This is a genomic window from Bacillus sp. IT-79MI2, from assembly GCF_949768135.1.
GTDB lineage: Bacteria > Bacillota > Bacilli > Bacillales > Bacillaceae_G > Bacillus_A > Bacillus_A pseudomycoides.
In genome coordinates this window covers 110,542-135,857 of record NZ_CATKPV010000062.1, presented here as the reverse complement: position 1 = coordinate 135,857, position 25,316 = coordinate 110,542, and the positions used below count along the sequence as shown (strand labels likewise).

Sequence of the window (25,316 nt, the reverse complement as noted above, 5' to 3'; positions counted from 1 at the left end):
ATCTAAATTTTCTTTCATTAAAAGGAGTGCTCCAAATGATACCACCAAAGTTAAAACAAGGTGATGAAATTCGAGTCATTTCACCTTCTTGTAGTTTAAGTATTGTCTCAGATTATAATCGTGAGCTTGCTATGAAACGAATAGCAGATATGGGATTTCGTGTTACATTTTCAAAAAACGCTGAAGAAATTGATCGTTTTGCTTCTTCTTCCGTTTCTTCTCGAGTTCAAGACCTCCATGAAGCTTTCGCAGACTCCAATGTAAAAGCAATCTTAACAACACTTGGAGGATATAATTCCAATGGGCTACTAAACCATATAAATTACGACTTAATTCGTAGCAATCCAAAAATTTTATGTGGTTATTCTGATATTACAGCTCTAGGCAATGCAATTTATGCAAAGACTGGTCTTATTACATATTCAGGTCCTCACTTTTCTTCTTTTGGAATGGAGAAAGGGCTCGATTATACGATAGATTACTTTTTAAAATGCATGACTTCTGAAGAGCCAATAGAAATACAACCTGCTGAAACGTGGAGCGATGATCCTTGGTATATTGACCAAGAAAATCGCACTTTCTTCCAAAATGAAGGGTATGTTTCTATACATGAAGGCGAAGCGGTTGGAGCAATTGTTGGTGGTAATATGAGTACCTTTAATTTACTACAAGGCACAGCATATATGCCGAGCTTACGAGATAAAATATTATTCTTAGAAGAAGATGCTCTCACAGGAAAAGCTACAGTTAAGACTTTTGATCGTTACTTACACTCTCTCATTCAACAACCAGATTTTAAACATATAAAAGGCATTGTAATTGGAAGACTACAAAAAGGATCTGAAGCTGTCACAGGAGATATCCAAGAAATGATTTATTCAAAACAAGAACTGTCCCATATCCCTATAATTGCAAATGCTAACTTTGGGCATACAACACCAATTTTCACTTTTCCAATTGGCGGGCGTATAGAAATTGTTTCCAGTCAAAAACAAACGACTATTATACTTTTAACGCACTAAAAAAAGGAGCGGACGTTTCGCTCCTTTTACACTTTCTGTAATTGTTTTAAGGCTTTTTCTGGAATTTCCTCTTTTGAAATTTCAGCCCAGCCTTTTCCTTGCATGCCCTTAGCATAAATTTTTATAAAAGCACCTGAATGTAGCTGACAATTCACGATCTTTTTAATCGTTTGTTGCTTTCCATTCTCTGTATACCCTTTGAATGTATACAAATATTCATCGTCTATTTTCTCACCCTTATTTATAACTGCGTAATAATCTTGTATTTCTTTATTTGAAAAGAAGTTATCGACAAAAGCCTCTACACCTTCTGTTTTTGATTGTAAATAATATGCCGTACCACCTAAAAGAATGGTAAAGACGGCTAAAACTTTTATTACCAATTTCATATATGGCCTCCTGTTTATTCTTATCAGTCACATTTTTATATCTGTATTATACAGAAAAGGGCATACTATACACTATTGAAATGTATTACACTTTCCTTACACTATTGTAAGGAAAACGCTCGCAGTATTTTCGCAATAAAAAAATTTTCCGTTTAAACAACTTTTGTATTATTATTGAATAATACAAATTTTTATAAACAAAATTAAAAAGGGGACATTTTTCAAATGGCTATCTTACAAGGTTTAGCACTACTACTCGTTGTACTTTTTCTTTTTACACTGTTTAGCTTTCGTGCTCCTTACGGAATGAAAGCAATGGGGGCCCTGGCCAATGCTGCAATCGCAAGCTTTCTTATTGAAGCATTTCATCGATATATCGGTGGCGAAATGTTTCATAACAACTTTTTACAATCGGTTGGACAAGCTTCCGGTAGTATGAGCGGTGTCGCGGCTGCTATTTTAGTAGCACTCGCAATTGGTGTATCTCCTGTATATGCTGTTTTAATCGGTATCGCCACTAGTGGATTTGGTATTTTACCAGGATTTTTTGCTGGATATGTATGCGCCTTTGTCGTTAAATTTCTAGAAAAAAAATTGCCAACTGGTGTAGAATTTCTTGCCATTTTATTCGTTGCAGCACCACTTTCTCGCGGAATGGCTATGCTTATGGACCCCATTGTAAATGCTACACTTGGAAAAATCGGCTCTATTATTTCAATCGCAACCACAGAAAGCCCAATTATTATGGGAATTATGCTTGGCGGACTCATAACAGTTATTTCTACATCTCCATTAAGCTCCATGGCGCTAACTGCTATGCTTGGATTAACAGGTTTACCAATGGCTATTGGTAGTCTTGCAGTAGCAGCCTCTGCTCCAATGAATTTTATTTTCTTTAAACGTTTAAAGATCTGTTCAAAGAAAGATACAATTGCTGTAGCAATTGAACCATTAACACAAGCCGATGTCGTAGCAGCAAATCCCATTCCAATCTATACGACAAACTTCGTTGGTGGTGCACTTGCTGGTATTATTACATCCTTATTCCAACTTGTAAACAATGCACCTGGTACAGCATCACCAATTCCTGGTCTCCTTGTCCTCTTTGGATTCAATGATGTAATGAAAGTAGCCATTGCAGCTATATTATGTGGAATCGTGACCACAATTATTGGTTATATCGGAACAATTATTTTCCGCAAGTATCCAATTCGTTCCGCTGATGAAATTCGCGGAATCCCTTCGGAAGAAAAAGTTGCATAAGAAAAAGGAGCTAGTTCCACCAGGTGGGACTAGCTCCTTTTTTCTTATACGTACTTTGTAAACGGATGTCGAATTTTGCAGAAGCGTCGATATATGGATGCTACGAGCCGGCTTCCGCTTTTATTTTATCCAGCTACAGCGGCTAGAATGCTCGGTGGCTTCGCTTCCGTTTTTACTTTATCCAGCTGCGCCAGCTAGAATCTCTGGCCATTTCACACTCTCGGTCGAAGCCAAAAGCGCTTCTCGGTCGAGTGCTCCGATGACCTGCGATTCTGAGCAAGCTGCCTCTGCTTTTACTTCACCCAACCAAGAAGCATTTCCCGCACGAATTTGCTTGCTGCGATTGGTGTTTGATCACTATGATCATAGACTGGAGCTACTTCTACTAAGTCTGCTCCAACTACTTTTATATTTGAATTTGCAATTGCTACGATGGAATCTAATAATTCTTTAGATGTGATACCACCAGCTTCTAATGTTCCTGTTCCAGGAGCATGTGCTGGATCTAACACGTCAATGTCAATTGTGACATAAACTGGGCGTCCTGCAAGCTTTGGTAATACTTCTTTCAACGGTTCTAATACGTCAAATTTGTATAGGTTCATGCCCACTTCTTTTGCCCATTCGAATTCTTCTTTCATTCCAGAACGAATTCCGAAAGAATATACGTTTTCCGGACCAATTAAATCGCACACTTTACGGATGGGCGTAGAGTGAGATAAAGGCTCCCCTTCATATGACTCACGCAAATCAGTATGAGCATCCATATGAATGATTGCTAAATCCGGATATTTTTTTGCCATTGCCTTAAAAATTGGCCAAGACACTAGGTGCTCACCGCCAAGACCTAGTGGAAACTTACCGGCATCTAATAGTTTTGTTACATATTCTTCAATCATGTCTATACTGCGTTGTGGATTTCCGAATGGTAGCGGAATATCACCAGCATCAAAATATTTTACATCTTCTAGTTCACGATCTAAATATGGACTGTACTCTTCTAGTCCAATCGATACTTCACGAATACGTGCAGGACCAAAACGAGAGCCTGGACGGTAACTTACTGTCCAATCCATTGGCATCCCATAAATTACTGCCTCTGCATCTTCAAAACTTGGATGACTTTTAATAAATACTTTACCTGAATAAGCTTCATCAAAACGCATACTCTTTTCCTCCTTATGTGGAACTTAAGGTATCCCAACCTTTCATTATTTCTCAAATTTGGAGTGCTACACTCCTCTTTCTCGATTTACCTCAATCTTCTTTTAGCGATAGAAGATTATTTTATTATAATAGCGTCAGTAGCTAGCATGTCCGTTCTATCGCACACCTTGAATGAGCCGCTTCCGCTTTTCTTTTGTCCAGCTACAGCGGCTAGAACGCTCGGTGGCTTCGCTTCTTCCTGCGAGGCAAAAGACGCCTCTACGTCTGAAGCTCCATCCCCCCTCCCATTCTGAACGAGCCGCTTCCGCTTTTAATTATTATTTAATTAAGTCCCCAACAAACTTCGGTAATACGAATGCTGCTTTATGCAGTTCTTTTGTGTAATATTTCGTTTCGATTTCGTGGAAACGATCTTCGCTTACTTCTAATGGGTCATATTCTTTAGATCCAATTGTAAATGTCCACATTCCACTTGGGTATGTTGGGATATTCGCTGTGTATAAACGTGTAATTGGGAAGATTTCTTTTACGTCTTTAAACACAGTTGAAATTAATTCTGGTGTAAACCAAGGGTTATCCGTTTGAGCAACGAAAATCCCATCTGCTTTTAACGCCTTTGAAATCCCAGCGTAGAATCCTTTTGTAAATAGGTTTACTGCTGGTCCTACTGGCTCTGTAGAGTCAACCATAATTACATCGTACTCATTTTCGCTTTCTGCGATGTGTAGGAAACCGTCTCCTACTTTCACTTCAACACGCTCGTTATCTAACGCACCTGCAATCGATGGTAAGTACTGTTTAGAGTACTCGATTACTTTACCATCGATTTCAACAAGTGTTGCTTTCTTTACGCTTGGGTGCTTTAATACTTCACGGATTACACCACCATCACCACCGCCAACAACTAATACGTTCTCAGGGTTTGGATGTGTAAATAAAGGTACGTGTGCTACCATTTCGTGATACACAAACTCGTCCTTCTCTGTTGTCATAACCATGCCATCTAAAATAAGCATGTTTCCAAACTCTTCTGTCTCAACCATATCAAGCTTTTGAAATTCTGTTTGCTCCGTATGTAATGTGCGGTTAATACGCGCCGTAATTCCAAAATGTTTTGTTTGTTTTTCAGTGAACCATAGTTCCATCGTACAATCACGCCTTTCATTGCAAATTTATAATAGGGACATCATTAATGTCCCCTAACAAAAATAAAACAAAACATACAAAATGTATAGTTAAAAGTACAAAAATACCGAAAATATATTTTGGTAAAAGTATTTTTATTCATATATTATTTAAACACTATATTTAATAACAAAGAAAACCCTTTCTTAAGAAAGGGTTTCTGATTCTAATTTAGAACCTTCTCGAACAGGAATCAAAATCATAACACAACCAACTAATACAACAATTCCCCCAACTAAAAATGGACTTTGCGGTGAAATCGCATGGCCGATAATTCCTGATAAAATTGGTGCAATTGCCCCGCCAAGCCAACGAACGAAATTGTATACACCGGACGTAATAGATCTTTCATAAGGTGAAATATCCATGACATAGCTTGTATATAAAGCGTTATTTAGTCCCGATGCTAATCCAGATAAGACGATAAGAACAATTTGTAACCACATAACTTTAACAAAAAATAATGCGATTAGCAGAATTGCAAATACAAGTAAGCTAAATCGTAACAATGCTTTCGGTTCATATTTCCCTTCTAATTTATGCGCTAATATTGCAGATCCATATGCTAAAGCAAGTCCCCAGCCGCAAAATACGAAGCCTAACTGAATTGCCGATAAATGCATAATAAGTGGTGAATATGCTAATACAACGAAAAATCCGTAATAATATAACATACCTGAAATTGCACCTTGCATAAACGGTTTATACTTAATAAGGTTAAGTAATTCCCCCACTCCAGCTGCTTTTCGCTGTACTTTTCGCTCCGGCTCTTTTACAAAAAAGAAAACAAGAATAAATGCTAATAAAATTAAAAAACTTGTCGCAAAAAATGGGTAACGCCAAGAATGTCCTCCTAATAGTCCTCCTAATAATGGTCCACCGGCCATCCCTAAACCAATCGCAGCTTCATATAAACCAACCGCTTCATGTACTTCTTTACTAAGAGCAATTAATAATGTCATCGCTGTTGCGAAAAACATCGCATTACCTAGCCCCCAGCCAGCGCGGAAAATAGATAACTGGGCAATCGTTTGTGATATACCACATATAAAAGCAAATACAGTTACAATTGATAAACCAATTGTCATCATTCTCTTATCACCAAACCGTGCTGCGAATAAACCAGCTGGTAGCATCATAATTGCCATCGTTAAAATATAGGCTGTAAATAACATCTCCACTTGCCAATGCGTTGCCCCTATCTTCTCAGCGATAATCGGCAAAATAGGATCGACTACTCCGATGCCTGAAAAGGCAAGAAACGTAGCCAGTACTGTAATCAATCTCCCCAACTTTTGTTTGCTCTCCATATTCATTACTCTCCTTTTGTGTCCTCCAAGAATTTACGTGCACGCCCTAAACTATTCTCTAATTCTGCTTTCACGCGCTCCATTTGTTTCATTTTTGTATCTAGCGTTTGCACTTGGTTCTCAAGCATATCCTTAATTTCTTGAATCACTTCACGGTCACGTGGATTGTCACTATTTCGTCTTTGTTCCATGCGTTCTTTTAATGATAAGAAATGCTGCATTTCTTGAAGTGTGATTCCTAATACTTCTTTCGCTTCTACAATCTTTTTAATACGTACAATATCCTCATCTGTATAAAGACGAATATTCCCTTCGCTACGCTCCGGCGGATGAATTAAACCAATTTCCTCATAATAACGAAGTGTACGTTTTGTTAATCCAACTTGCTTCGTTACCTCATCAATCTTATACATGTTTATTCCTCCCCTCATCACATTATTACATTTTACGTTAACGTTAACTTTTATGCAAGTGTTATACTTTTGTAAATGTTTGGCATATGGATTGTATTTTTCTCGCCGCAGTTTCATAATGGAAGAAATGAACTCATAAGGAGATTTTCAGATGAAAAAACCACTTATTTTTGCCCATCGCGGAGTTAAAGGAACACATCCGGAGAATACAATGATTGCTTTCCAAGAAGCAGAGCGTGTTGGTGCCCACGGCATTGAACTTGATGTTCACCTTTCGAAAGATGGTGAGATTGTTGTGATTCACGATGAAACTGTTGATCGCACAACAAGTGGAACTGGACTTGTTTCTGAAAAAACAGTAGCGGAATTACAAGCGCTTGATGCTGGTAGCCATAAAAACCTTGCTTTTAACGAAGCAAAGATTCCAACTTTACGTGAAGTATTCATTTGGCTCTCTACAACAAATTTACAACTTAATATTGAATTAAAAACAGACGTAATCCACTATCCAGGTATCGAAGAAAAGGTTGTCGACCTCGTTCGTGAATATCATCTTTCAAACCAAATTATATTCTCATCTTTTAACCATGATTCCGTTTCCCTACTCGCGGAAATTTCACCTGAAATTCCAAGAGCTATTTTATACGATGAACCACTCAGTGATCCAATTGCTGAAGCCAAGAAAAGGGAGGCGTCCGGATTACACCCAAATTTTCAGCTACTAACAAAAGAATTTGTCCAAACTGCACAGCAGCAAGGCTATGTTTTCCGTCCCTATACAATCAACGAAAATAAAGACTTACAAACAATGATCGATTACGGTGTAGATGTAATTATTACGGATTGGCCAATACGCGCTTTTGAGCTTCTTTCTTAATTGAAAGGGCTCTTTTTCATTTTGTGTTTAAAATACGAAAAAACCCTCAATACTAATAAAAGTATACGATGAGGGGATGAAAAAGATGGATCAAACTGTGAATCCAAAACTTGAAAAATATAAACGTCTTTTCTTCACCGCACTTTTTTCATGTGTTCTTTTTTTCGTTTTTTCGTTTTTTATCATCATCATAGTAGCAAAGATTATGGGGCCGCCTTCCATCGCTGTTCCGCAAACAAGCACCTTTTATGCCAATGATGATACTGTAATAGGTCAAAGCAATGGGATGAAAAAGCGCTATAACGTATCTCTCGACCAAATCTCTCCTTATGCGAGAGAAGCGACACTCTCTATTGAAGACCATCGATTCTATGATCACCATGGCTTCGATATAAAAAGAATTGCTGGTGCAATCATTGCAGATATAAAAGCAATGGCAAAGGTCCAAGGTGCTAGTACGATTACGCAGCAATATGCCCGCAATCTATATTTAGATCATGATAAAACTTGGAAACGAAAAGCGTTAGAAGCAATATATACCATTCGTCTTGAGGTTAATTACAGCAAGAATCATATTTTAGAAGGATATTTAAATACGATTTATTACGGACACGGCGCTTATGGTATTGAAGCCGCTTCCCGTCTTTACTTTAATAAATCTGCTAGTGACTTGACATTAGCGGAGGCAAGTATGTTAGCTGGTATCCCAAAAGGCCCTAGCGTATATTCTCCCTATTTAAAGGAGGAACGAGCAAAAACAAGACAATCAATCATTTTAGATGAAATGGTAGAACAGGGTTATATTACGAAAGGGCAATCTTCCTCTGCCAAAAAGGAAAAGCTTACATTTGCTTCATTAGAAACAAAAGAAGTCGCAGAAATAGCACCTTATTTCCAACACGCTGTACACTCCTCTCTCCTGCATGATATTGGACTCGATGAGCAAACATTACAACGCGGTGGATTCCATATTTACACAACACTAGACCCAAAACTACAAACAATAGCCGAGCAATCTGTAAAAGATACGATTCCAGAAACAACTAATATACAAACGGCTCTTGTCTCAATGAATCCGAAAACAGGAGAAGTAGTAGCTCTTGTTGGTGGAAAAGATTATAAAGAAAGTCAATTTAACCGAGCGATTCAGGCATCTCGCCAACCAGGATCCACCTTTAAACCTTTTTTATATTATGCTGCACTCGAAAAAGGATTTACACCAGCGACTCGCTTAAAAAGCGAATATACAGTATTTACATTAGGCGATGGTGTTTCTAAATATAAACCGAAAAATTATAAAGACTACTATGCCGATGATTTTGTGACGATGGCGCAAGCTCTTGCAGTATCAGATAACGTATATGCCGTGAAAACACATTTATTTTTAGGAGAGGACTCTTTAGCAAAAACTGCTAAACAATTTGGGATTACAAGTTCATTAAAAGATGTACCATCCCTTGCCCTTGGTACGTCTCCTGTAAAACCAATTGAAATGGTAGGTGCGTACAGTATGTTTGCCAATGGGGGAAAACAAGTAAAACCAACCTTTATTCGCCGCGTTGTCGATCATGAAGGGAATATTTTATATGATGCACATTTAGAAAGTAAACAAGTGCTCGATAAAAATAATACGTTTGTAATGGAAGAAATGATGACAGGAATGTTCAATAAAAAACTAAGTGGGTATGCTTCTGTTACAGGACAATCCCTGCTTCCAAAACTATCACGTACGTATGCAGGAAAATCTGGTTCCACAGAAACAGATAGCTGGATGATCGGCTTCACTCCGCAAATAGTAACAGGTGTATGGGTCGGATACGATCAGCCAAAACCCATCACAAACCCGGCAGAACAAGGCTACGCAAAAAAAATATGGGCTATTGCGATGGAAAAAGGACTAGAGGGTCAGCCTAAAAAGGAATTCAAGCAACCAAGTGATATTATTGCTGTAAATGTCAATCCTGAAAATGGAAAAATCGCAACGAAAGGATGTCCTGTTTCCGTGAAAATGTATTTTGCAAAAGGAACAGAACCGACTGAATATTGCATGGATCATATTGATGATAAAGAAGAATTCGAGAAGGCTAGCAAAGAGAAGAAAAAAGAGAGCTGGTGGAAAAAATACTTTCCATGGTAAATACTTATCGTATTTGTAGCATCAATATATCGGTGCTTCGACACAACATATCGACGTTCCGACAATATACGACATAAAGAGAAATACTACCATACCCCAAAAACACCAAAGGCTACCAGAATTTCTCCTGGTAGCCTTAAAATTATTCTCCTAATAATGCATGACGCAATTCTTCACTAGACTCGTTCCAAATTGCTTCATTATGCTCTTTTAAGAATGTACCAAGCACCTTCTTAGATGGTTCATCCATATGGTCAACCATGATGTAACGTTTTAATGATTTATCCATCTTATTCACGTGCTCTGGAAGTGATTTATAACCACGGCGAATTTCACGATCAACTGTCATTTCACAAGCTGTTACACCTGCATAGTAAGCACCTTTTGCCGTTCTCTCAATTGTTACCCACACAAGCCAATACGGTTTTCCATTTGGAACTTCATCTTTATTTGTTAAAAACTTAATCCCTTTTTCCACAGTACTACGCGCGTGCATTGCCCCAATATCAACGAATGCATTTTGCTCAATTACATCTACAAAAACAGGTGAAATATTTTCTAAGCTCAGCGCTCCAACACCGAAACCACCATGCCCATCTGTCGAATCGTTCTTCACAATATTAAAACCGATTTTTTTCTTTTTCTCTGTCATATGTAAACTCCTCCTCACTCATGTATTACATTAGCCCAAATATAGGTGCAATAATACTTTGTAAAAATCCTAGTACGTGCGGGATTACTACACTGAAAATTGGTTGAATTGTATAACGGTCAAGCGGTGTAATAACAAGAATCAATAAAGCAATTGCTCCATATTTCTCATATTGCGTCATTTTCGCACGAACATTTTCCGGTGCTAAGTCTTCAATTACACGATATCCATCCAGCGGTGGAATCGGTAATAAGTTGAAAACAAATAAAACGATATTAAGAACAATAAAAATTTGGAAGAATTGACCTAATGTATCCGCCACCGCAAATGGGATGGCATCTAGTACTCCAAACTTTAACAAACTGTACCAAATGATTAAACCGATAGCACTTAAGATTAGGTTACTAATCGGTCCTGCAATAGAAACTAGTACACCAGCAAGACGCGGTCTTTTAAAGTTATAAGGGTTAACAGGTACCGGACGTGCCCAACCGAACCCAAGAATTAATACTGCAATCATTCCGATCGGGTCTAAATGAGACATTGGTGATAAAGTTAAACGCCCCTGCCTTTTCGCTGTATCATCACCAAACTTATATGCAACATATGCATGTGCAAATTCATGCATAGACAACGCGATAATAATAGCCATTGCTACCAGTGGAATTTGGTGCAGTGGATATCTAAATAACTGATCCATACTTCATCTCCTCTTCATTATGTCAAAAAAAGAAAATATTTGTTTTTCCGATTGTTCTTCCCTAGAATCCGTTATAATAAGATTGTAACTTACATAAAAGGAGCGATTGTACATGCCATACGTAACAGTGAAAATGCTAGAAGGACGCACAGAAGAACAAAAGAAAGCTCTTGCTGAGAAAGTAACAACAGCAGTAAGCGAAACAACTGGTGCTCCAGAAGAAAACATCGTTGTTTTCATCGAAGAAATGTCTAAAAATCATTATGCAGTTGGCGGAAAACGCTTAAGCGACAAATAATTTCAGTTTTCTTTACTAAGAAGCAGTCCTATGACTGCTTCTTATTTCTTTCCTTCTAATAACTCAATAATTTTCTCTTTATATTTTCCTTTTCTTCCATCTTCATAGATTAAATCATGTGGATAGAAAAGTTTTTGATCCCTTCTCTTCTTACCAGTAATCGCTTCTACAATATCAGATTCACGCGAAAGCTCTCTGAGATCTCCATTTGGCATAAGAAGTAAGATTGGAAGCCGCTCTTCTTCTTCTCCAGCACGGTAAAAGTCATACGGTAAGTCCGATGTTGAATCAACAACTAAATAGTACTCTGGATCGAGTCCAATCTTTTTAAATAAACTACTTAATTCCATCCAATTATCTAAACCATGATTCTCTGTAAATTCTACATATTTAAAGAGATTTCGATTCATAAAACGGCGACATAAATCACTTAGAATTTGGTCATCTTCATCTTGCCATACCTGGAAATAATAATACATTACATTCTCGTCTAGCTTTAAATAATCCTCTACTGTTACCTCTTCTTCAAATAAAGAATAGAAATGAACAGGATGATACTTAAATGTATAATACTGCTCATGCAATGTTTTCGCACGGTGTAAAATCTTTGTTAAAATAACTTCTGCACTGCGCGTTACCGGATGGAAATACACTTGCCAGTACATTTGATAGCGACTCATAATATAATGCTCAACAGCGTGCATACCGCTATTTTTAATTACTACTTGATTTCCGTATGGGCGCATGACACGCAATATACGTTCCATATCAAAATTCCCGTACTTCACACCAGTAAAATAGGCATCTCTTAATAAATAATCCATACGATCTGCATCAATTTGACTAGAGATCATACTAATTGCTAATTTATTATCAGACGTTTTCGCAATAACATCTGCTACTTTTTGTGGAAACTCTCGGTCTACGCGGCCGAGTACATCATTGATTTCCGTATCACTAACAATAATTTTTTGTGTGAACTTCTCATGATCTAATGAAAAAACTTTTTCAAAGGAGTGTGAGAACGGACCATGTCCAACATCATGCAAGAGCGCTGCACATAAACATAATAATCTATCTTCTGCATTCCAATTTGGTCTGCCATCAAACACATCATCAATCATACGACGAATAATCTCATATACACCTAATGAATGAGTAAAGCGACTATGTTCCGCACCATGAAATGTAAAAAATGTCGTTCCAAGCTGCTTAATACGGCGCAAACGTTGAAATTCCTTCGTTCCGATTAAATCCCAAATTACGCGATCACGCACGTGTACATATTTATGTACTGGGTCTTTAAACACTTTTGTTTCGCTGAGTTTGTCGTTTAAATATACCATATTGACACCCTCCTTCCTTACTACATTCTTATCTTTATTATAAACGAAAGGCTATAGAAATGCATAAAATTCCCCTATATACAGAAAAATCACCTTCGCCAAAGCGAAAGTGATTTTTCTGTATATATTATTTTCCTAAAACGAACTCAGCAATTTCGTCTAAGATCATTTCTTTACCAAGTGGGAAGTACCCTTTGTTTAGGTCTTCGTTTTTGATTGTGAATACGTGGTTGTTCTTAACAGCGTTCATGTTTTTCCAAATTGTTTCTTCTTGGAATTCTTTTAAGCGCTGAGAACCATCACCAGTTGTAAATACGAATAAGTAGTCTGGGTTGTAATCAATTAAAGCTTCTTTTTGTACTTGTACTAGCGGTTTATCAGTTGGTGTACCTTGAACAGCTGGTAATTTTAAATCTTTAAAGAGTACGCTACCGTAACCGTAGTCACCGTATACACGGAATGCATTTGGATATGCAGCCATCTTCATGAACTTCGCATCACCAGTTTTTGCAACGATTTTATCGTGTAATTTACTTGCTTTTTCATCATACTCCTTGAACCATGCAGTTGTTTCTTTTTCTTTACCGAAGATTTTACCTAGTTCTTCAAACTTTGGACGCCATTGATCTAATGGAGTTTTTAACATAACTGTTGGTGCAATTTTAGATAATTGATCATAAATTTTTTCTTGGCGGTTGTTCACAAGAATTAAATCTGGTTTTGCAGCAGCTACTGCTTCAATGTTAATTTTATCGCCCCATGCAGAGCCAACTGGCTTTACATCTTTTAATTTATCTGCAATATGTGCATAGATTTTCTCTTGAGACGTATTTGCAGTAATGATTGGTTTCATTCCAAAGATTAATAATTCTTCTGTTGAACCACTAAGGTCAGCAATTTTCTTTGGATTTGCAGGAATTTTAATTTCCCCTTTTGCATGTTGTACAGTGCGCTCTTCAACTTTCGCATCTGCTTTCTTTTCTTCTTTCTTATCAGAAGAACAAGCTGCAAATAGTACAGAAGTAACTACTAGTACCATTGCTAGTAACGTCGCTTTGAATTTCTTCATATTCCCACTCCTTCTGGATGTATTTCTCTTATAAGCTACATATCACTATAAGAAACTACAACCAACAATTTATTAATATATATTTATTAATCGTTGTATGTAACCCGTTCTAACGAGCGTTCAACTTCCCAGCTCGAATGAGAAGCTCAACGGCCATTAGAATCCCCCTCCCCTCTATCAAAGTAAGAGGGGGAGATTCCATCTATGCTTTCTTACGTAACTGATTATTAATCATCATTAAATCGTATGTTAAACAAATTGGTTTACAGTTTACAGGACATGGAACAATTTGTGCTTCTATTTCAAACACATTGCGAAGCGTTTCACTTGTCATTACTTCATCTGGTGTCCCTTGCTTCATTAACTTACCAGCTTTCAAAGCAACCATATGATCTGAAAAACGAGAAGCATGGTTTAAATCATGAATAACCATGACAATTGTGCGGCCTTCTTCTTGATTTAATTTTTTTAATAAATTTAATACTTCCAGTTGGTGAGCCATATCTAAGTATGTTGTTGGTTCGTCTAGTACGAGTAAATTCGTACCTTGCGCAAGAGCCATTGCAATCCAAACGCGTTGACGTTGACCACCCGATAAGGCTTCTGCTGGACGATTCGCAAATTCTGTCATCCCTGTTACCTCAAGTGCCCAGTGGATGTAGCGATAATCTTCTTCCTTCAACGTGCCAAACCCTTTTTGATGAGGGAAACGGCCATAAGAAACAAGTTCAAACACAGTAAGACCAGTTGGCACTTCTGCAGTTTGTGGCAAAATCGCCATTTTCTTTGCGATTTCTTTTGTTGGCTGTTTCTCAATTGCTTTTCCATCTAGGTAAACAGTACCTCGTTTTGCTTTCAAAATACGAGAAGCTGTTTTTAACAATGTGGATTTTCCGCATCCATTCGGCCCAATAATTGTTGTAATTTTCCCTTCTGGAATTTCAACTGACAATCCATCAATAATTAATCCTTCATTATAACCAACAGATACCGAATCAACCGCTAAAGTTGCCATACAAAATGCCTCCCTTTATTTTGTTCTCATAAGTAAATAAATGAAATACGGTGCACCAATTACAGAAATAACAAGACCGACCGGTATTTCTGATGTCGTTAACACACTTCGTGAAATTAAATCTGCAAATAACAGCAAGAGCGTTCCAATTAATGCCGCTGTAGGCAACATAATTTGATGCTTTCCGCCAACGAGTCGTCTTGCTAAATGCGGTGCCATTAAACCAATAAAACCAATTCCACCAGCAACCGCAACAGATGCTCCCGCTAAACAAACAGCAATGAATAATAATTTACGTCTTTCTTTCTCTACGTTTACACCAAGTCCAACTGCCGCTGCATCTCCTAAATTCATTACATTTAACACATGCGCTTTCCGAATCGCAATTGGTAAAAAGATGAGCATCCATGGAAGTACGCTTAATACGAATTTCCAATCTGTTCCCCATAAACTTCCCGCTAACCAAATCGTTGCAAAACGGAAATCATTCGATGTCATTTTCATTGAAAAAATTAAGCTAACAGCGCTAAACCCAGCTGCTACTGCAATACCGACAAGTATTAAACGAGTTGATGAAACGCCGTTCTTCCATGCCAGTGCATAAATGATAACTGCTGCTAACACTGCACCAACTAATGCAAAGAATGGAAGAATGAATACAGATAGAAGTGTACCCGTCCCGACTTTTCCAAAAAAGAAATATACGAAAACAACAACTGTCAATCCCGCCCCGGCATTAATACCAATAATTCCAGGATCAGCAAGTGGATTTCGTGATAATCCTTGCATAATGGCACCGGATACCGCTAACGCTGAACCAACTAAGATGGCAATAACCATACGTGGCATACGAAATTCGAATAAAATAACGGACTGATCTTCTGCTCCTAGCCCGACCAATGACTTTAACACATCCATTGGTGGAATTTTAAACGTTCCTGTATTTAAACTAATAAGGAATACTGAAAAGATTAATCCAGCTAAAATCGTTACAATTGAAATGTTCTTTTTTGTTAAGACGCTTGTTCTCACATTTTTCCTCTCCCTTCATTACGTGCTAAGTAGAGGAAGAATGGAACGCCAATTAGTGCTGTAATCGCACCGATTGGTGTTTCAAACGGCGGATTAATAATACGAGATAACATATCCGCACATTCAATTAACAATCCGCCTAATATAGCAGAACATGGAATAACCCATCTATAATCTGAACCGACAAGAAAACGTGTCATATGGGGGATTACAAGCCCAACAAACCCAACGGATCCTGCCATAGATACAGCTGAACCTGTTAAAACAAGAACAAGTACAGTTCCGATAAATTTAATTAATGTTGTATTTTGTCCAAGTCCAATCGCAATTTCTTCACCGAAACTTAAGATTGTAATGTACCTGGACATCATAATCGCAATAACGAGACAAATAAGTCCAATCGGCAATAGCATATCAATGCTTTGCCATTTCACACCAGCAACACCGCCTGCATTCCACATACTCACCTCTTGAGCAAGATTGAAATACAAAGCGATTCCAGATGAAATAGCCCCAAGTAAAGCACTAATTGCCGCTCCAGCTAGCGCTAACTTAACAGGTGTTAATCCTCCTGGTGAAGAAGCTCCAATGCCGTATACAATACTTGCACCAAATGCTGCTCCAACAAAAGAAGCGATAACAAACATTAAATACGGTGAATTTGGAAAAAACGCATACATAATTGCAATTCCAAACACAGCCCCATCAGTAATCCCCATTAATGATGGAGATGCGAGCGGGTTTCGCGTCATTCCTTGCATAATGGCACCGGATACCGCTAAAAACGCACCAGCAACAACACCGCCAATTGCTCTAGGCATGCGCAGCTCCCAAATCACATTATGATGTGTCAAAGAATCATCAAACTGAAAGACAGCTTGCCATACAGTCTTTAAACTAATATCCGCTGCACCAAATGAAATTGAAGTTGCCATACTTAAAGCTAATAAAATTGTTCCCGCTATTAAAATAATAGAAGCAATAAGCGGTCTGCTCCTAATCTCTTTCACATTTACTTCTTGTTGTTCTATACTCCTCGCACTAGCTTCCATCCCTCAACCATCCTAACCAACAACATATATTTAACAAAATGAGATTTATTCTCAAGAAACAGCAAAAAGAAAATTGGGTGTATCCACCCTTGTGATAATGATTATCAGAATCATACTTTCTATTCTACCTACCGTTACAAAAGACTGTCAACCATTATTTTGCAATATAAAACTAATGTAGTTCATACGAAACCGATATCATAATATGAAGTTTATCCACTAGTAAATGACCCAGTAACAGTCCTCTACCTTTCCTTATTTAAAAATAATTTTTCTTTTTTAGAACATAAAAAAAGAAGAGTAAATTGTTCACTCTTCTTTTTCTTATTTATTTAGTTTTGCTTCAATTTTTTTAATCAGTTCATCTTCATTTGGTGCTGCAACTGGACGATTATTAACAAAAGCGAACGACTTTTTACGTCCCGGTCCACAATATGATTGACATCCAACTTCGATATTTGCACATGAATCTACCTTTTTGAGTCGTGGTATCAGCGTCTTAATATTCGTTGCCTGACAATCATCACACACACGAAATTCATTTCCCATTCTATATAACACTTCCTCTATTTTCAACTTTTCACAAGTACATTTAAAAATAAACACTAAATGGTATTTTACCGCTCTTTGAAGGTTGATGCAAGTTTTCCTCTGTACGATTCATTGCTAATATTTTCTCGTTATCCCTCTCTTTATAAGCACAATTCATCCACATATATAAGTACAAATTAAAAAAACGATATAAAAACCTTTCTTTTTAGGTAGGAGAGAGCATCCGGCCATGCATAGGCGCGGTCTCCTGCCCCATGCCAAGTAAAAACAAAGAGAGAAAACGAGTGCATCTTCATAACCGCGACTTTTATGTTGGAAAATCAAAATGGATTTGTATAGAAATTCTTCTTTATCAAAATCTACCATATTTTTAAAAGCTTTGTATAAAAGCAATTTCTTTTGTCCATTATAAAAATAGGAAGTTTATAAAAAGAAAGGGAGTTGAATCTATGAAAGTAAGACAAGATGCTTGGACAGACGAAGATGATTTATTACTCGCTGAAACCGTACTACGTCATGTTCGAGAAGGAAGTACACAATTAAATGCATTTGAAGAAGTTGGCGATCAGTTAAATCGCACATCAGCTGCTTGTGGTTTTCGTTGGAATGCTGTCGTTCGTTATAGCTATGAGCAAGCGCTGCAACTAGCAAAAAGACATCGAAAAGATAAAATGCGAGCTGCTAGTGGTGAACATGCGAAAAAACGCCTGCTTTATACGCCATCAGCTTCAGCAGTAATTACAGTCGATGAAGAGCCAGTCGTAAATAACACCGTTCCACGTTCGGAACCAGCTGTATCTAGTACCTCTATAACAATGCAAGATGTGATTTACTTTTTACAAACGGTAGGGTCTTCAAGCGTAAAAGTAACAGCTCTTGAAAATGAGAATGTGAGATTGAAACAAGAAATTAAGGCGCAAATGCTTCGAAATGAAGAATTAGAAAAGAAACTAGAAAAGCTAGAACAACAATCTAATACAGTACAAGAAGACTACGAAACGCTCATGAATATTATGAACCGTGCTCGTAAATTAGCATTAATGGATGATGAAGAGCAAACGCAAACCTCATTTCGCATGGATCGAAACGGTAATTTAGAAAAAATTGCAGAATAAAAAGGATGCAGGTACCTGCATCCTTTTTATTTTGATTCAATCATATAAGCTTCTTCTATATAAGTACAAATTGAAAAACCGACATAAAACCTAATCTTTAGATGAGAGAGAGCAAGTGCAGGTCACCTTTTGTTCTTCGAGGCAGCGACTTATATGTTGAAAAATCAAAATGAATTTATATATTTTAGAATCTCTCTTTATATCTGGGAAATCTCTTTTTTTTTCGGATTTCCTTTACATGCTACTACCCCAATTGTTTTTACTGGCTGACTAATTGTTTGATATGCTACATCGCTTACGATTGCGTACATATCTGCATATTTACGTGCATCGCCAATAATTACATTACCTTCATATTTCATTTTTTCCGTCAACCACTACATCATTTTGCTCCATGTTTGCTATAATAAAGATTGTCATTTTATAGATAAGGGGTTAGTTATATGAGCAATTCCCGTTCGATTTTATCTCAACCAGAGTGGCGTATTGTGGATCAGTCTAGTTTAGGCCAGACTTTTCATGCTCTACAGTCATTTGCAATGGATGATACGCTATGTACAACAATCGGAAATGGTACATCTGCTTCAGCAATGCGCTCTTGGGTTCATCACAATACAATTGTTCTTGGCATTCAAGATTCTCGTCTTCCTCATTTAAATGAGGGGATTTCCTTTTTAAAAAAGAACGACTTCCATGTCATTGTCCGCAATTCAGGTGGTCTTGCAGTCGTACTTGATAAAGGGGTTTTAAATATATCACTTCTATTCCAAGAAACAGAAAAAGGAATTGATATCGATCTTGGATACGATACAATGTGGCATTTAATTAAGGAAATGTTAAAGGATTACGATGTCGATATCGAGGCAAAAGAAATCGTTGGCTCTTATTGTCCAGGTAGCTATGATTTAAGTATTCGTGATCAAAAATTCGCAGGTATTTCCCAGCGCCGCATTCGCGGAGGGGTTGCCGTACAAATTTATTTATGTGCTACAGGCAGTGGCTCCGAACGAGCGGCACTTGTTCGTGATTTCTACAACTTAGCAATTCAAGGAGAAGAAACAAGATTCACGTATCCTGAAATTGTTCCAAGTACAATGGCTTCATTGTCTGAACTACTTGGTGAAACGATTACCGTTCAAGACTTAATGATGCGCCTGTTAAAAACATTACAGCATTTCGCACCCAAATTAACACCATCACAATTAACAGTTGATGAAGTTCCTTTGTACGAAATGAATTTACAACGTATCATCGATCGCAATAATAAAGCACTTGATTTCGAAAAGTAATAAAAGCCCCGCTATATAGCGGGGCTTTTTGATTATAGTGCTTGAGCTGCTGTAATTAAAGCTAGCTTGTACACTTCTTCTTCGTTACAACCGCGAGATAAATCGTTTACTGGCATGTTTAAGCCTTGTAAGATTGGTCCCACTGCTTCAAGGTTACCTAGGCGTTGTGCAATTTTGTAACCGATATTACCAGCTTCTAAGCTTGGGAATACGAATACGTTAGCATCACCTTTAATAACAGAACCTGGTGCTTTTTTCTCAGCTACAGATGGTACGAATGCAGCGTCAAATTGGAACTCACCGTCTAATGTTAATTCAGGAGCCATTTCTTTTGCGATGCGAGTTGCTTCTACAACTTTTTCTGTTTCTGGAGATTTCGCAGAACCTTTTGTAGAGAAGCTTAACATTGCAACACGTGGATCGATGCCGAATAACTCAGCAGTTTTCGCACTCTCAATGCCAATTTCAGCTAAATCTTGGCTGTTTGGCGCAATATTGATTGCGCAATCAGCGAATACATACTTCTCATCTTCACGTACCATGATAAATACGCCTGAAGTTTTTGTAACGCCTGGTTTTGTTTTAATGATTTGAAGTGCTGGACGAACTGTGTCAGCTGTAGAATGAGCTGCGCCACTTACTAAACCGTGTGCTTTACCCATGTATACAAGCATTGTACCGAAGTAGTTTTCGTCTTTAAGGATTTTGCGAGCATCTTCTTCTGTTGCTTTACCTTTACGGCGTTCAACGAAAGACGCTACCATTGCATCCATTTCTTCATATGTAGCTGGGTCGTAAATATCAACGCCTGCTAATGTTAAATTCATGCTAGCAGCTTTTGCGCTAATCTCTTCTTTATTACCAACTAAGATTGGCTTTACTAACTCTTCTTTTGCTAAACGCTCTGCAGCGCCTAAAATTCTTTCATCAGTTCCTTCAGGAAGTACGATAGAAATACCTTTTCCTTGAACTTTTTCTTTTACTGCTGTAAATAAATCGCTCACGAATAAACCCTCCTACAAATGTTAAAAAAACTCTACTTTTAAGAATACTTCTTTTCATCTATATTTTAAACTTATAGTTCCTAAAAAATAGGTAAAATGAAAATGATTATATTTTCATAAAATTCAGCATGGTTAATTTGTTATAAAACATTGATGAAAAACCTTTCTTTTTAGATCGGAGAGAGCATCCGGCTATGCATAGAAGCAGTCAGGAGATTTTTCCACCCCATGCCAAGTGAAAACAAAATGGATTTATACATATTCTCTTCTTAGCATTTTTAAAATGTGACAATTTTATGCACCCAAGCTTTACACAGGTGACTTTAAAACTATATATGCTATAGTTAACGTGTAAAATATCATTAACTGAGGTGAATAGAATGAGTGAAGCAGCAAAAACGTTAGATGGTTGGTATTGTTTACATGATTTACGTTCTATCGACTGGGCAGCTTGGAAAACATTATCTAGTGACGAACGCGGACAAGCAATGTTTGAATTTTTAAACGTTATCGAAAAATGGAACAAGGTTGCATCCGCAAAACAAGGTAGTCATGCAATGTATACAGTCGTTGGTCAAAAAGCTGATATTATGTTTATGATTTTACGTCCAACAATGGAAGAATTAAATGAAATTGAAACAGAATTAAATAAAACAACATTAGCTGAATATATGGTTCCTGCATACTCTTACGTATCTGTTGTGGAATTAAGTAACTACCTTCCAGCTGATGAAGATCCATACCAAAACTCTCAAATCCTAGCACGCTTATACCCTGAATTACCAGAAGCAAATCACATTTGTTTCTATCCAATGGACAAGCGTCGTCAAGGTGATGACAACTGGTACATGCTTCCAATGGAAGAACGCAAAAAACTTATGTACAGCCATGGTAAAATTGGTCGTCAATATGCAGGTAAAGTACGTCAAGTTATTACAGGTTCTGTCGGTTTTGACGATTACGAGTGGGGCGTGACACTATTTGCTGACGACATCCTTCAATTTAAAAAACTTGTATATGAAATGCGCTTTGATGAAGTAAGTGCTCGCTATGGTGAATTCGGAACATTCTTCGTTGGTAATATCTTACCAAGCGAAAAAGTAGCAAAATTTTTATACGTATAATACAAAAAAGGAACGAAATTCGTTCCTTTTTCTTAATATCCTACCAAAACCCTTCAAAACCCTCTTTTTTCGCCAAATTCAAACAATATTAGACAAGAATTCGTCAAATTCCCTGTTAAATTATAACTTTCTTATATTCAAAATTATGCTAAAATGGTACGAGCTATATGCTAATAACGATGCGAAGGTGATAATGTATATGAGGAAAATTTTATCTATTTTACTAGTGTTTTTATTGTCATTTTCTTCCTTAGGAGTAACAACCCCCCATGCAGAAGAGAAAATACATATAGAAGCGGCTGCTGCCATTCTTTTTGATGCAGATACAGGAAAAATACTACATGAGCAAAACCCCGATGAATTACTAGCTATTGCTAGTATGTCAAAACTTATTGTTGTTTACTCCGTTTTAGAAGCAATTAAAGAAGGAAAAATCACATGGGATACAAAAGTAAACATCTCTGATTACGCTTATGAAATTTCCCGTAATAATGAATTCTCCAATGTCCCTTTCGAAAAAGGACGACAATATACAGTTAAAGAATTATATCATTCTATTGTTATCTTCTCTGCAAATGGATCTAGCATTGCGCTAGCCGAACTACTTGCAGGAAGTGAAAAAAACTTCTTAAACCTTGCAAATGAACACGCAAAAAAACTAGGGTTAAAGAAATATAAGTTTGTAAATGCGACTGGATTAAATAACGCTGATTTAAAAGGAAAACATCCGGAAGGTACAGATCCGAATGGAGAAAACTCCTTATCAGCTCGCGACGTGGGTATTCTATCAAGAACAATCATTACAAAGTATCCAGAAATATTAGAGGATACAAAACAAAGATTTAGAAACTTCCCAGATAACCACCCACTCCCAATCCGTATGGAAAACTGGAACTGGATGCTACCAGGTGCTGCTTTTGCTTACGAAGGAACAGATGGTTTAAAAACAGGAAGTTCAGATACAGCTGGGTATGGATTTACAATTACTGCAAAACGCGGTGACCTACGTCTTATCTCCGTTATTATTAAAACAAAATCAATGGATGAGCGTTTTACAGAATCTCGTGCGTTAATTGATTATGGTTTTAATAACTTTGAAAAACAGAAATTAAAAATAGATAAAAACAATACAATTTCTGTTGTAAAAGGAACAGAAGACACTGTAACTGTGAAACCTGAAAAAGAGATAACGGTAATCACAAAAAAAGGAAGTAAACCACCTTATACAATTTCTACTGGGGCAGATAAATCACTTGCCGAAGATGGAAAATTAGTTGCACCAATCAAAAAAGATACAAAAGTAGGCTCACTCATTTTAGAATCAACTGATCAATACGGATTCTTAGATGGAAGCAAAAAAATGAAAATTGCTGCAAGAACAACAGAAGAAGTAGAAAAAGCAAATTGGTTCATATTAACAATGCGATCAATCGGTGATTTCTTCTCAAATATGTGGTCAAAATTATTTGGATAATAAAAGAGCTGGCATATTGCTAGCTTTTTTATTATGTTCAAGTGCATTCAATACTCATATCATGCTAAAACTTTGTTTGGTTGTCATATCCGAGTCCTTTTCCTCATACGTATGAACTAGTAATTGTTCCACACTTTATCTAGAAATAAACCTCTTTCTCTAGTGCAATCCATAAAGAGAGGTGAGACATAATGGGCGTTATCAGCTCTACAGAACAAGATGTAAAGTTATTAGCTAGACTCATGCGTGCCGAGGCCGAAGGGGAAGGACAACAAGGTATGCTAATGGTTGGAAATGTTGGTGTCAATCGTGTTCGAGGAAATTGTTTAGATTTTAAAAACATACGTAATTTACGCCAAATGGTTTATCAAAGTCCCGGTGGTTTTGAAGCAACGCAAAAAGGATACTTTTATCAACGAGCACGTGAACAGGACATTGCCCTTGCAAGGCGTACAATTCAAGGGCAACGCTTTTGGCCTGCCAATTTCGCTTTATGGTTTTTCAGGCCTGAAGGTGCTTGTCCATCAACTTGGTATAATCAGGAAAATTCTGGAAGATTTAAAAAACATTGCTTTTTCCAACCATCTGGTGAGGACTGTCCAGGGGTATATTGAGGAATGAAAATAAGGAGGGACTTGTAATGGCACAGCAACAAAATCCATACTATGGAACAGGTTTTTATCAACCTTCAGGGGGATATATGCAACCACAACAACAAATGACGCCGCAGCAGCAAGCGGCGCAACAACAGGCAATGCAACAACAAGCTGCCCAAGCACAACTTGCAGTATCTCAAGGTATGCTCCCACTAGAGCAATCATATATTGAAAACATCCTTCGCTTAAACAAAGGAAAACCAGCAACTATTGTTATGACATATGAGCGCGGTAGTTCACTTGGCACACAATCCTATACAGGAATTATTGAAGCAGCTGGACGCGATCACATTGTCATTAGCGAACCAAAATCTGGAAAAAGATTCTTACTACTTATGATTTACTTGGATTATGTAGAATTCCCTGGAGAAATTACGTATTTACCTAGCCAACCAGCAACCTATGCTCCAAGACCATAAAAAAAGCTGGCATTTGCCAGCTTTTGTTTTGTCTTTATAATCCTTTTACAACTGCAGTTCCCAGTAAAATCCAGCCTATAATGAACGCTACACCACCAAGTGGTGTAATCGGTCCGAAAAACTTAATACCCGTCGTACTTAATGCATATAGACTTCCAGAGAACATAATAATTCCCGCTACCATAAACCAGCCTGCTGTGCTTACAAGAGAAGATTGAATCTTATCCATTAATAACGCAACAACAAATAATCCTCCAGCATGAAACATTTGATATGTAACACCTGTTTTCCAAACTTCTAACATTTTTGCAGAAACCTTATTTTCTAAACCGTGTGCACCAAAAGCACCTAACGCGACAGATAGCCCGGCTGCAATACAGCCCAATAAGAAGAAAATTTTCATTGGAATTCCCCTTTTTTATCTTTATAATAAGAAATTTTTACATATTAGCCAACCAATTTAACTTTTAGAAGTCAAGTAACGAATTACCATTTGCATCATCTTCTTTTATATAGACAGGTTCTCCAGAAACCGCTGCAATCGGTTGAACCGTCATCGTCGGATGTGGTGTTATAACTTGTGATTGTAGCCTTGGCTCTACATATGCAGAAGTTTCAACCTGTTCATCTAATAATAAATCACATAAAGCACGAACCACTAAAAGATGTTCTTTTGCCTTTTGTCCTTCACTATTTTTTGCTTTCGCAACTTCATTTGCCATTTTATTTAAAATTTTATCGCTAGATATTTGCATC

General features: G+C 37.4%; 28 protein-coding genes and 1 pseudogene. 12 read left to right on the top strand and 17 right to left on the bottom strand.

Annotated features, from left to right (window positions below; genetic code table 11):
* Positions 1-35 precede the first annotated feature (35 nt).
* Positions 36-1,022, top strand: coding sequence for a S66 family peptidase (locus ACM6HU_RS14355; RefSeq protein WP_414848235.1), 987 nt, complete (start codon positions 36-38; stop codon positions 1,020-1,022).
* A 26-nt stretch (positions 1,023-1,048) separates the two neighbouring features.
* Here ACM6HU_RS14355 and ACM6HU_RS14350 read toward each other — a convergent pair whose 3' ends face one another.
* Positions 1,049-1,411 carry a YxeA family protein gene (locus ACM6HU_RS14350; RefSeq protein WP_414848234.1) on the bottom strand — a complete coding sequence of 121 codons (363 nt, stop codon included), beginning with the start codon at positions 1,409-1,411 and terminating at the stop codon, positions 1,049-1,051.
* A 225-nt stretch (positions 1,412-1,636) separates the two neighbouring features.
* On the opposite strand from ACM6HU_RS14350, the gene ACM6HU_RS14345 reads away from it, so the two are divergent.
* The gene (locus ACM6HU_RS14345; protein WP_414848233.1) at positions 1,637-2,674 is read left to right on the top strand and encodes a PTS sugar transporter subunit IIC; all 1,038 of its coding nucleotides are present in this window, start codon (positions 1,637-1,639) and stop codon (positions 2,672-2,674) included.
* 75 nt (positions 2,675-2,749) lie between these two features.
* A complete protein-coding gene (locus ACM6HU_RS14340; RefSeq protein ID WP_255254987.1) occupies positions 2,750-2,872 on the top strand; it encodes a hypothetical protein in 123 nt (40 codons plus the stop codon).
* 95 nt (positions 2,873-2,967) lie between these two features.
* Here the strand turns inward: ACM6HU_RS14340 and speB are convergent, their stop codons facing one another.
* The 4 genes from speB to ACM6HU_RS14320 form a co-directional block, all read right to left on the bottom strand.
* Positions 2,968-3,840, bottom strand: coding sequence for an agmatinase (speB, locus tag ACM6HU_RS14335; RefSeq protein ID WP_003209245.1), 873 nt, complete (start codon positions 3,838-3,840; stop codon positions 2,968-2,970).
* Between the two features lie 318 nt (positions 3,841-4,158).
* Positions 4,159-4,986, bottom strand: a complete 828-nt coding sequence (gene speE, locus ACM6HU_RS14330) for a polyamine aminopropyltransferase (protein WP_016112727.1) — start codon at positions 4,984-4,986, stop codon at positions 4,159-4,161.
* A 186-nt stretch (positions 4,987-5,172) separates the two neighbouring features.
* Entirely contained in the window at positions 5,173-6,336 is a 1,164-nt protein-coding gene (locus tag ACM6HU_RS14325) for an MFS transporter (protein WP_016112728.1), read from the bottom strand.
* 5 nt (positions 6,337-6,341) lie between these two features.
* Positions 6,342-6,749 carry a MerR family transcriptional regulator gene (locus tag ACM6HU_RS14320; RefSeq protein WP_016112729.1) on the bottom strand — a complete coding sequence of 136 codons (408 nt, stop codon included), beginning with the start codon at positions 6,747-6,749 and terminating at the stop codon, positions 6,342-6,344.
* A 151-nt stretch (positions 6,750-6,900) separates the two neighbouring features.
* Between ACM6HU_RS14320 and ACM6HU_RS14315 the strand changes: the two genes are divergently transcribed.
* Both ACM6HU_RS14315 and ACM6HU_RS14310 read left to right on the top strand, forming a co-directional pair.
* Positions 6,901-7,626 carry a glycerophosphodiester phosphodiesterase gene (locus ACM6HU_RS14315; RefSeq protein ID WP_414848232.1) on the top strand — a complete coding sequence of 242 codons (726 nt, stop codon included), beginning with the start codon at positions 6,901-6,903 and terminating at the stop codon, positions 7,624-7,626.
* An 85-nt stretch (positions 7,627-7,711) separates the two neighbouring features.
* Positions 7,712-9,763 carry a transglycosylase domain-containing protein gene (locus ACM6HU_RS14310; RefSeq protein WP_414848231.1) on the top strand — a complete coding sequence of 684 codons (2,052 nt, stop codon included), beginning with the start codon at positions 7,712-7,714 and terminating at the stop codon, positions 9,761-9,763.
* Positions 9,764-9,905: 142 nt separating this feature from the next.
* Here ACM6HU_RS14310 and ACM6HU_RS14305 read toward each other — a convergent pair whose 3' ends face one another.
* On the bottom strand, positions 9,906-10,415 hold the full coding sequence (locus tag ACM6HU_RS14305) for a YwhD family protein (protein WP_016112732.1): 510 nt from the start codon (positions 10,413-10,415) through the stop codon (positions 9,906-9,908).
* Positions 10,416-10,440: 25 nt separating this feature from the next.
* Complete coding sequence (locus ACM6HU_RS14300) at positions 10,441-11,115, bottom strand: site-2 protease family protein (protein ID WP_077294245.1); 675 nt, start codon at positions 11,113-11,115, stop codon at positions 10,441-10,443.
* Between the two features lie 112 nt (positions 11,116-11,227).
* On the opposite strand from ACM6HU_RS14300, the gene ACM6HU_RS14295 reads away from it, so the two are divergent.
* Entirely contained in the window at positions 11,228-11,413 is a 186-nt protein-coding gene (locus ACM6HU_RS14295) for a 2-hydroxymuconate tautomerase (RefSeq protein ID WP_001147172.1), read from the top strand.
* Between the two features lie 41 nt (positions 11,414-11,454).
* On the opposite strand, the gene ACM6HU_RS14290 is transcribed toward ACM6HU_RS14295, so the two are convergent.
* The 6 genes from ACM6HU_RS14290 to ACM6HU_RS14265 all read right to left on the bottom strand — a co-directional run bounded on the left by ACM6HU_RS14290 (position 11,455) and on the right by ACM6HU_RS14265 (position 17,476).
* Complete coding sequence (locus ACM6HU_RS14290; RefSeq protein WP_016132471.1) at positions 11,455-12,759, bottom strand: HD domain-containing protein; 1,305 nt, start codon at positions 12,757-12,759, stop codon at positions 11,455-11,457.
* A gap of 127 nt (positions 12,760-12,886) precedes the next feature.
* A complete protein-coding gene (locus tag ACM6HU_RS14285) occupies positions 12,887-13,828 on the bottom strand; it encodes an ABC transporter substrate-binding protein (protein WP_414848230.1) in 942 nt (313 codons plus the stop codon).
* Between the two features lie 202 nt (positions 13,829-14,030).
* Positions 14,031-14,843, bottom strand: coding sequence for an ABC transporter ATP-binding protein (locus ACM6HU_RS14280; RefSeq protein WP_016112736.1), 813 nt, complete (start codon positions 14,841-14,843; stop codon positions 14,031-14,033).
* Between the two features lie 15 nt (positions 14,844-14,858).
* Positions 14,859-15,875, bottom strand: a complete 1,017-nt coding sequence (locus ACM6HU_RS14275) for a FecCD family ABC transporter permease (RefSeq protein ID WP_016112737.1) — start codon at positions 15,873-15,875, stop codon at positions 14,859-14,861.
* Complete coding sequence (locus ACM6HU_RS14270) at positions 15,872-16,927, bottom strand: FecCD family ABC transporter permease (RefSeq protein ID WP_016112738.1); 1,056 nt, start codon at positions 16,925-16,927, stop codon at positions 15,872-15,874. Before ACM6HU_RS14270 ends, ACM6HU_RS14275 begins: the two co-directional genes overlap by 4 nt.
* A gap of 324 nt (positions 16,928-17,251) precedes the next feature.
* The gene (locus ACM6HU_RS14265) at positions 17,252-17,476 is read right to left on the bottom strand and encodes a DUF1450 domain-containing protein (protein ID WP_003202417.1); all 225 of its coding nucleotides are present in this window, start codon (positions 17,474-17,476) and stop codon (positions 17,252-17,254) included.
* A gap of 452 nt (positions 17,477-17,928) precedes the next feature.
* Between ACM6HU_RS14265 and ACM6HU_RS14260 the strand changes: the two genes are divergently transcribed.
* Positions 17,929-18,594 carry an RsfA family transcriptional regulator gene (locus ACM6HU_RS14260; protein ID WP_006096703.1) on the top strand — a complete coding sequence of 222 codons (666 nt, stop codon included), beginning with the start codon at positions 17,929-17,931 and terminating at the stop codon, positions 18,592-18,594.
* Positions 18,595-18,868: 274 nt separating this feature from the next.
* Here ACM6HU_RS14260 and ACM6HU_RS14255 read toward each other — a convergent pair.
* Positions 18,869-18,959, bottom strand: a pseudogene (locus ACM6HU_RS14255) (lipoprotein BA_5634 family protein); the annotation flags it as partial.
* 78 nt (positions 18,960-19,037) lie between these two features.
* Between ACM6HU_RS14255 and ACM6HU_RS14250 the strand changes: the two are divergent.
* Positions 19,038-19,883 carry a biotin/lipoate A/B protein ligase family protein gene (locus ACM6HU_RS14250; RefSeq protein WP_016112740.1) on the top strand — a complete coding sequence of 282 codons (846 nt, stop codon included), beginning with the start codon at positions 19,038-19,040 and terminating at the stop codon, positions 19,881-19,883.
* A 32-nt stretch (positions 19,884-19,915) separates the two neighbouring features.
* On the opposite strand, the gene pta is transcribed toward ACM6HU_RS14250, so the two are convergent.
* Positions 19,916-20,887: a phosphate acetyltransferase gene (pta, locus tag ACM6HU_RS14245; protein ID WP_016132472.1), complete on the bottom strand. Its 972-nt coding sequence runs from the start codon at positions 20,885-20,887 to the stop codon at positions 19,916-19,918.
* Positions 20,888-21,267: 380 nt separating this feature from the next.
* On the opposite strand from pta, the gene hemQ reads away from it, so the two are divergent.
* From hemQ to gerQ, 4 genes are all read left to right on the top strand, one after another.
* Complete coding sequence (gene hemQ / locus ACM6HU_RS14240; RefSeq protein ID WP_016112742.1) at positions 21,268-22,011, top strand: hydrogen peroxide-dependent heme synthase; 744 nt, start codon at positions 21,268-21,270, stop codon at positions 22,009-22,011.
* 193 nt (positions 22,012-22,204) lie between these two features.
* On the top strand, positions 22,205-23,485 hold the full coding sequence (locus ACM6HU_RS14235) for a serine hydrolase (protein ID WP_016112743.1): 1,281 nt from the start codon (positions 22,205-22,207) through the stop codon (positions 23,483-23,485).
* Between the two features lie 191 nt (positions 23,486-23,676).
* Positions 23,677-24,099, top strand: a complete 423-nt coding sequence (locus ACM6HU_RS14230; RefSeq protein ID WP_016112744.1) for a cell wall hydrolase — start codon at positions 23,677-23,679, stop codon at positions 24,097-24,099.
* A gap of 26 nt (positions 24,100-24,125) precedes the next feature.
* A complete protein-coding gene (gene gerQ, locus ACM6HU_RS14225; RefSeq protein WP_016112745.1) occupies positions 24,126-24,560 on the top strand; it encodes a spore coat protein GerQ in 435 nt (144 codons plus the stop codon).
* Between the two features lie 34 nt (positions 24,561-24,594).
* Here gerQ and ACM6HU_RS14220 read toward each other — a convergent pair whose 3' ends face one another.
* Entirely contained in the window at positions 24,595-24,963 is a 369-nt protein-coding gene (locus ACM6HU_RS14220) for a DUF423 domain-containing protein (protein ID WP_016112746.1), read from the bottom strand.
* A 64-nt stretch (positions 24,964-25,027) separates the two neighbouring features.
* On the bottom strand, positions 25,028-25,315 hold the full coding sequence (locus ACM6HU_RS14215; protein ID WP_016112747.1) for a YwdI family protein: 288 nt from the start codon (positions 25,313-25,315) through the stop codon (positions 25,028-25,030).
* Position 25,316 lies beyond the last annotated feature (1 nt).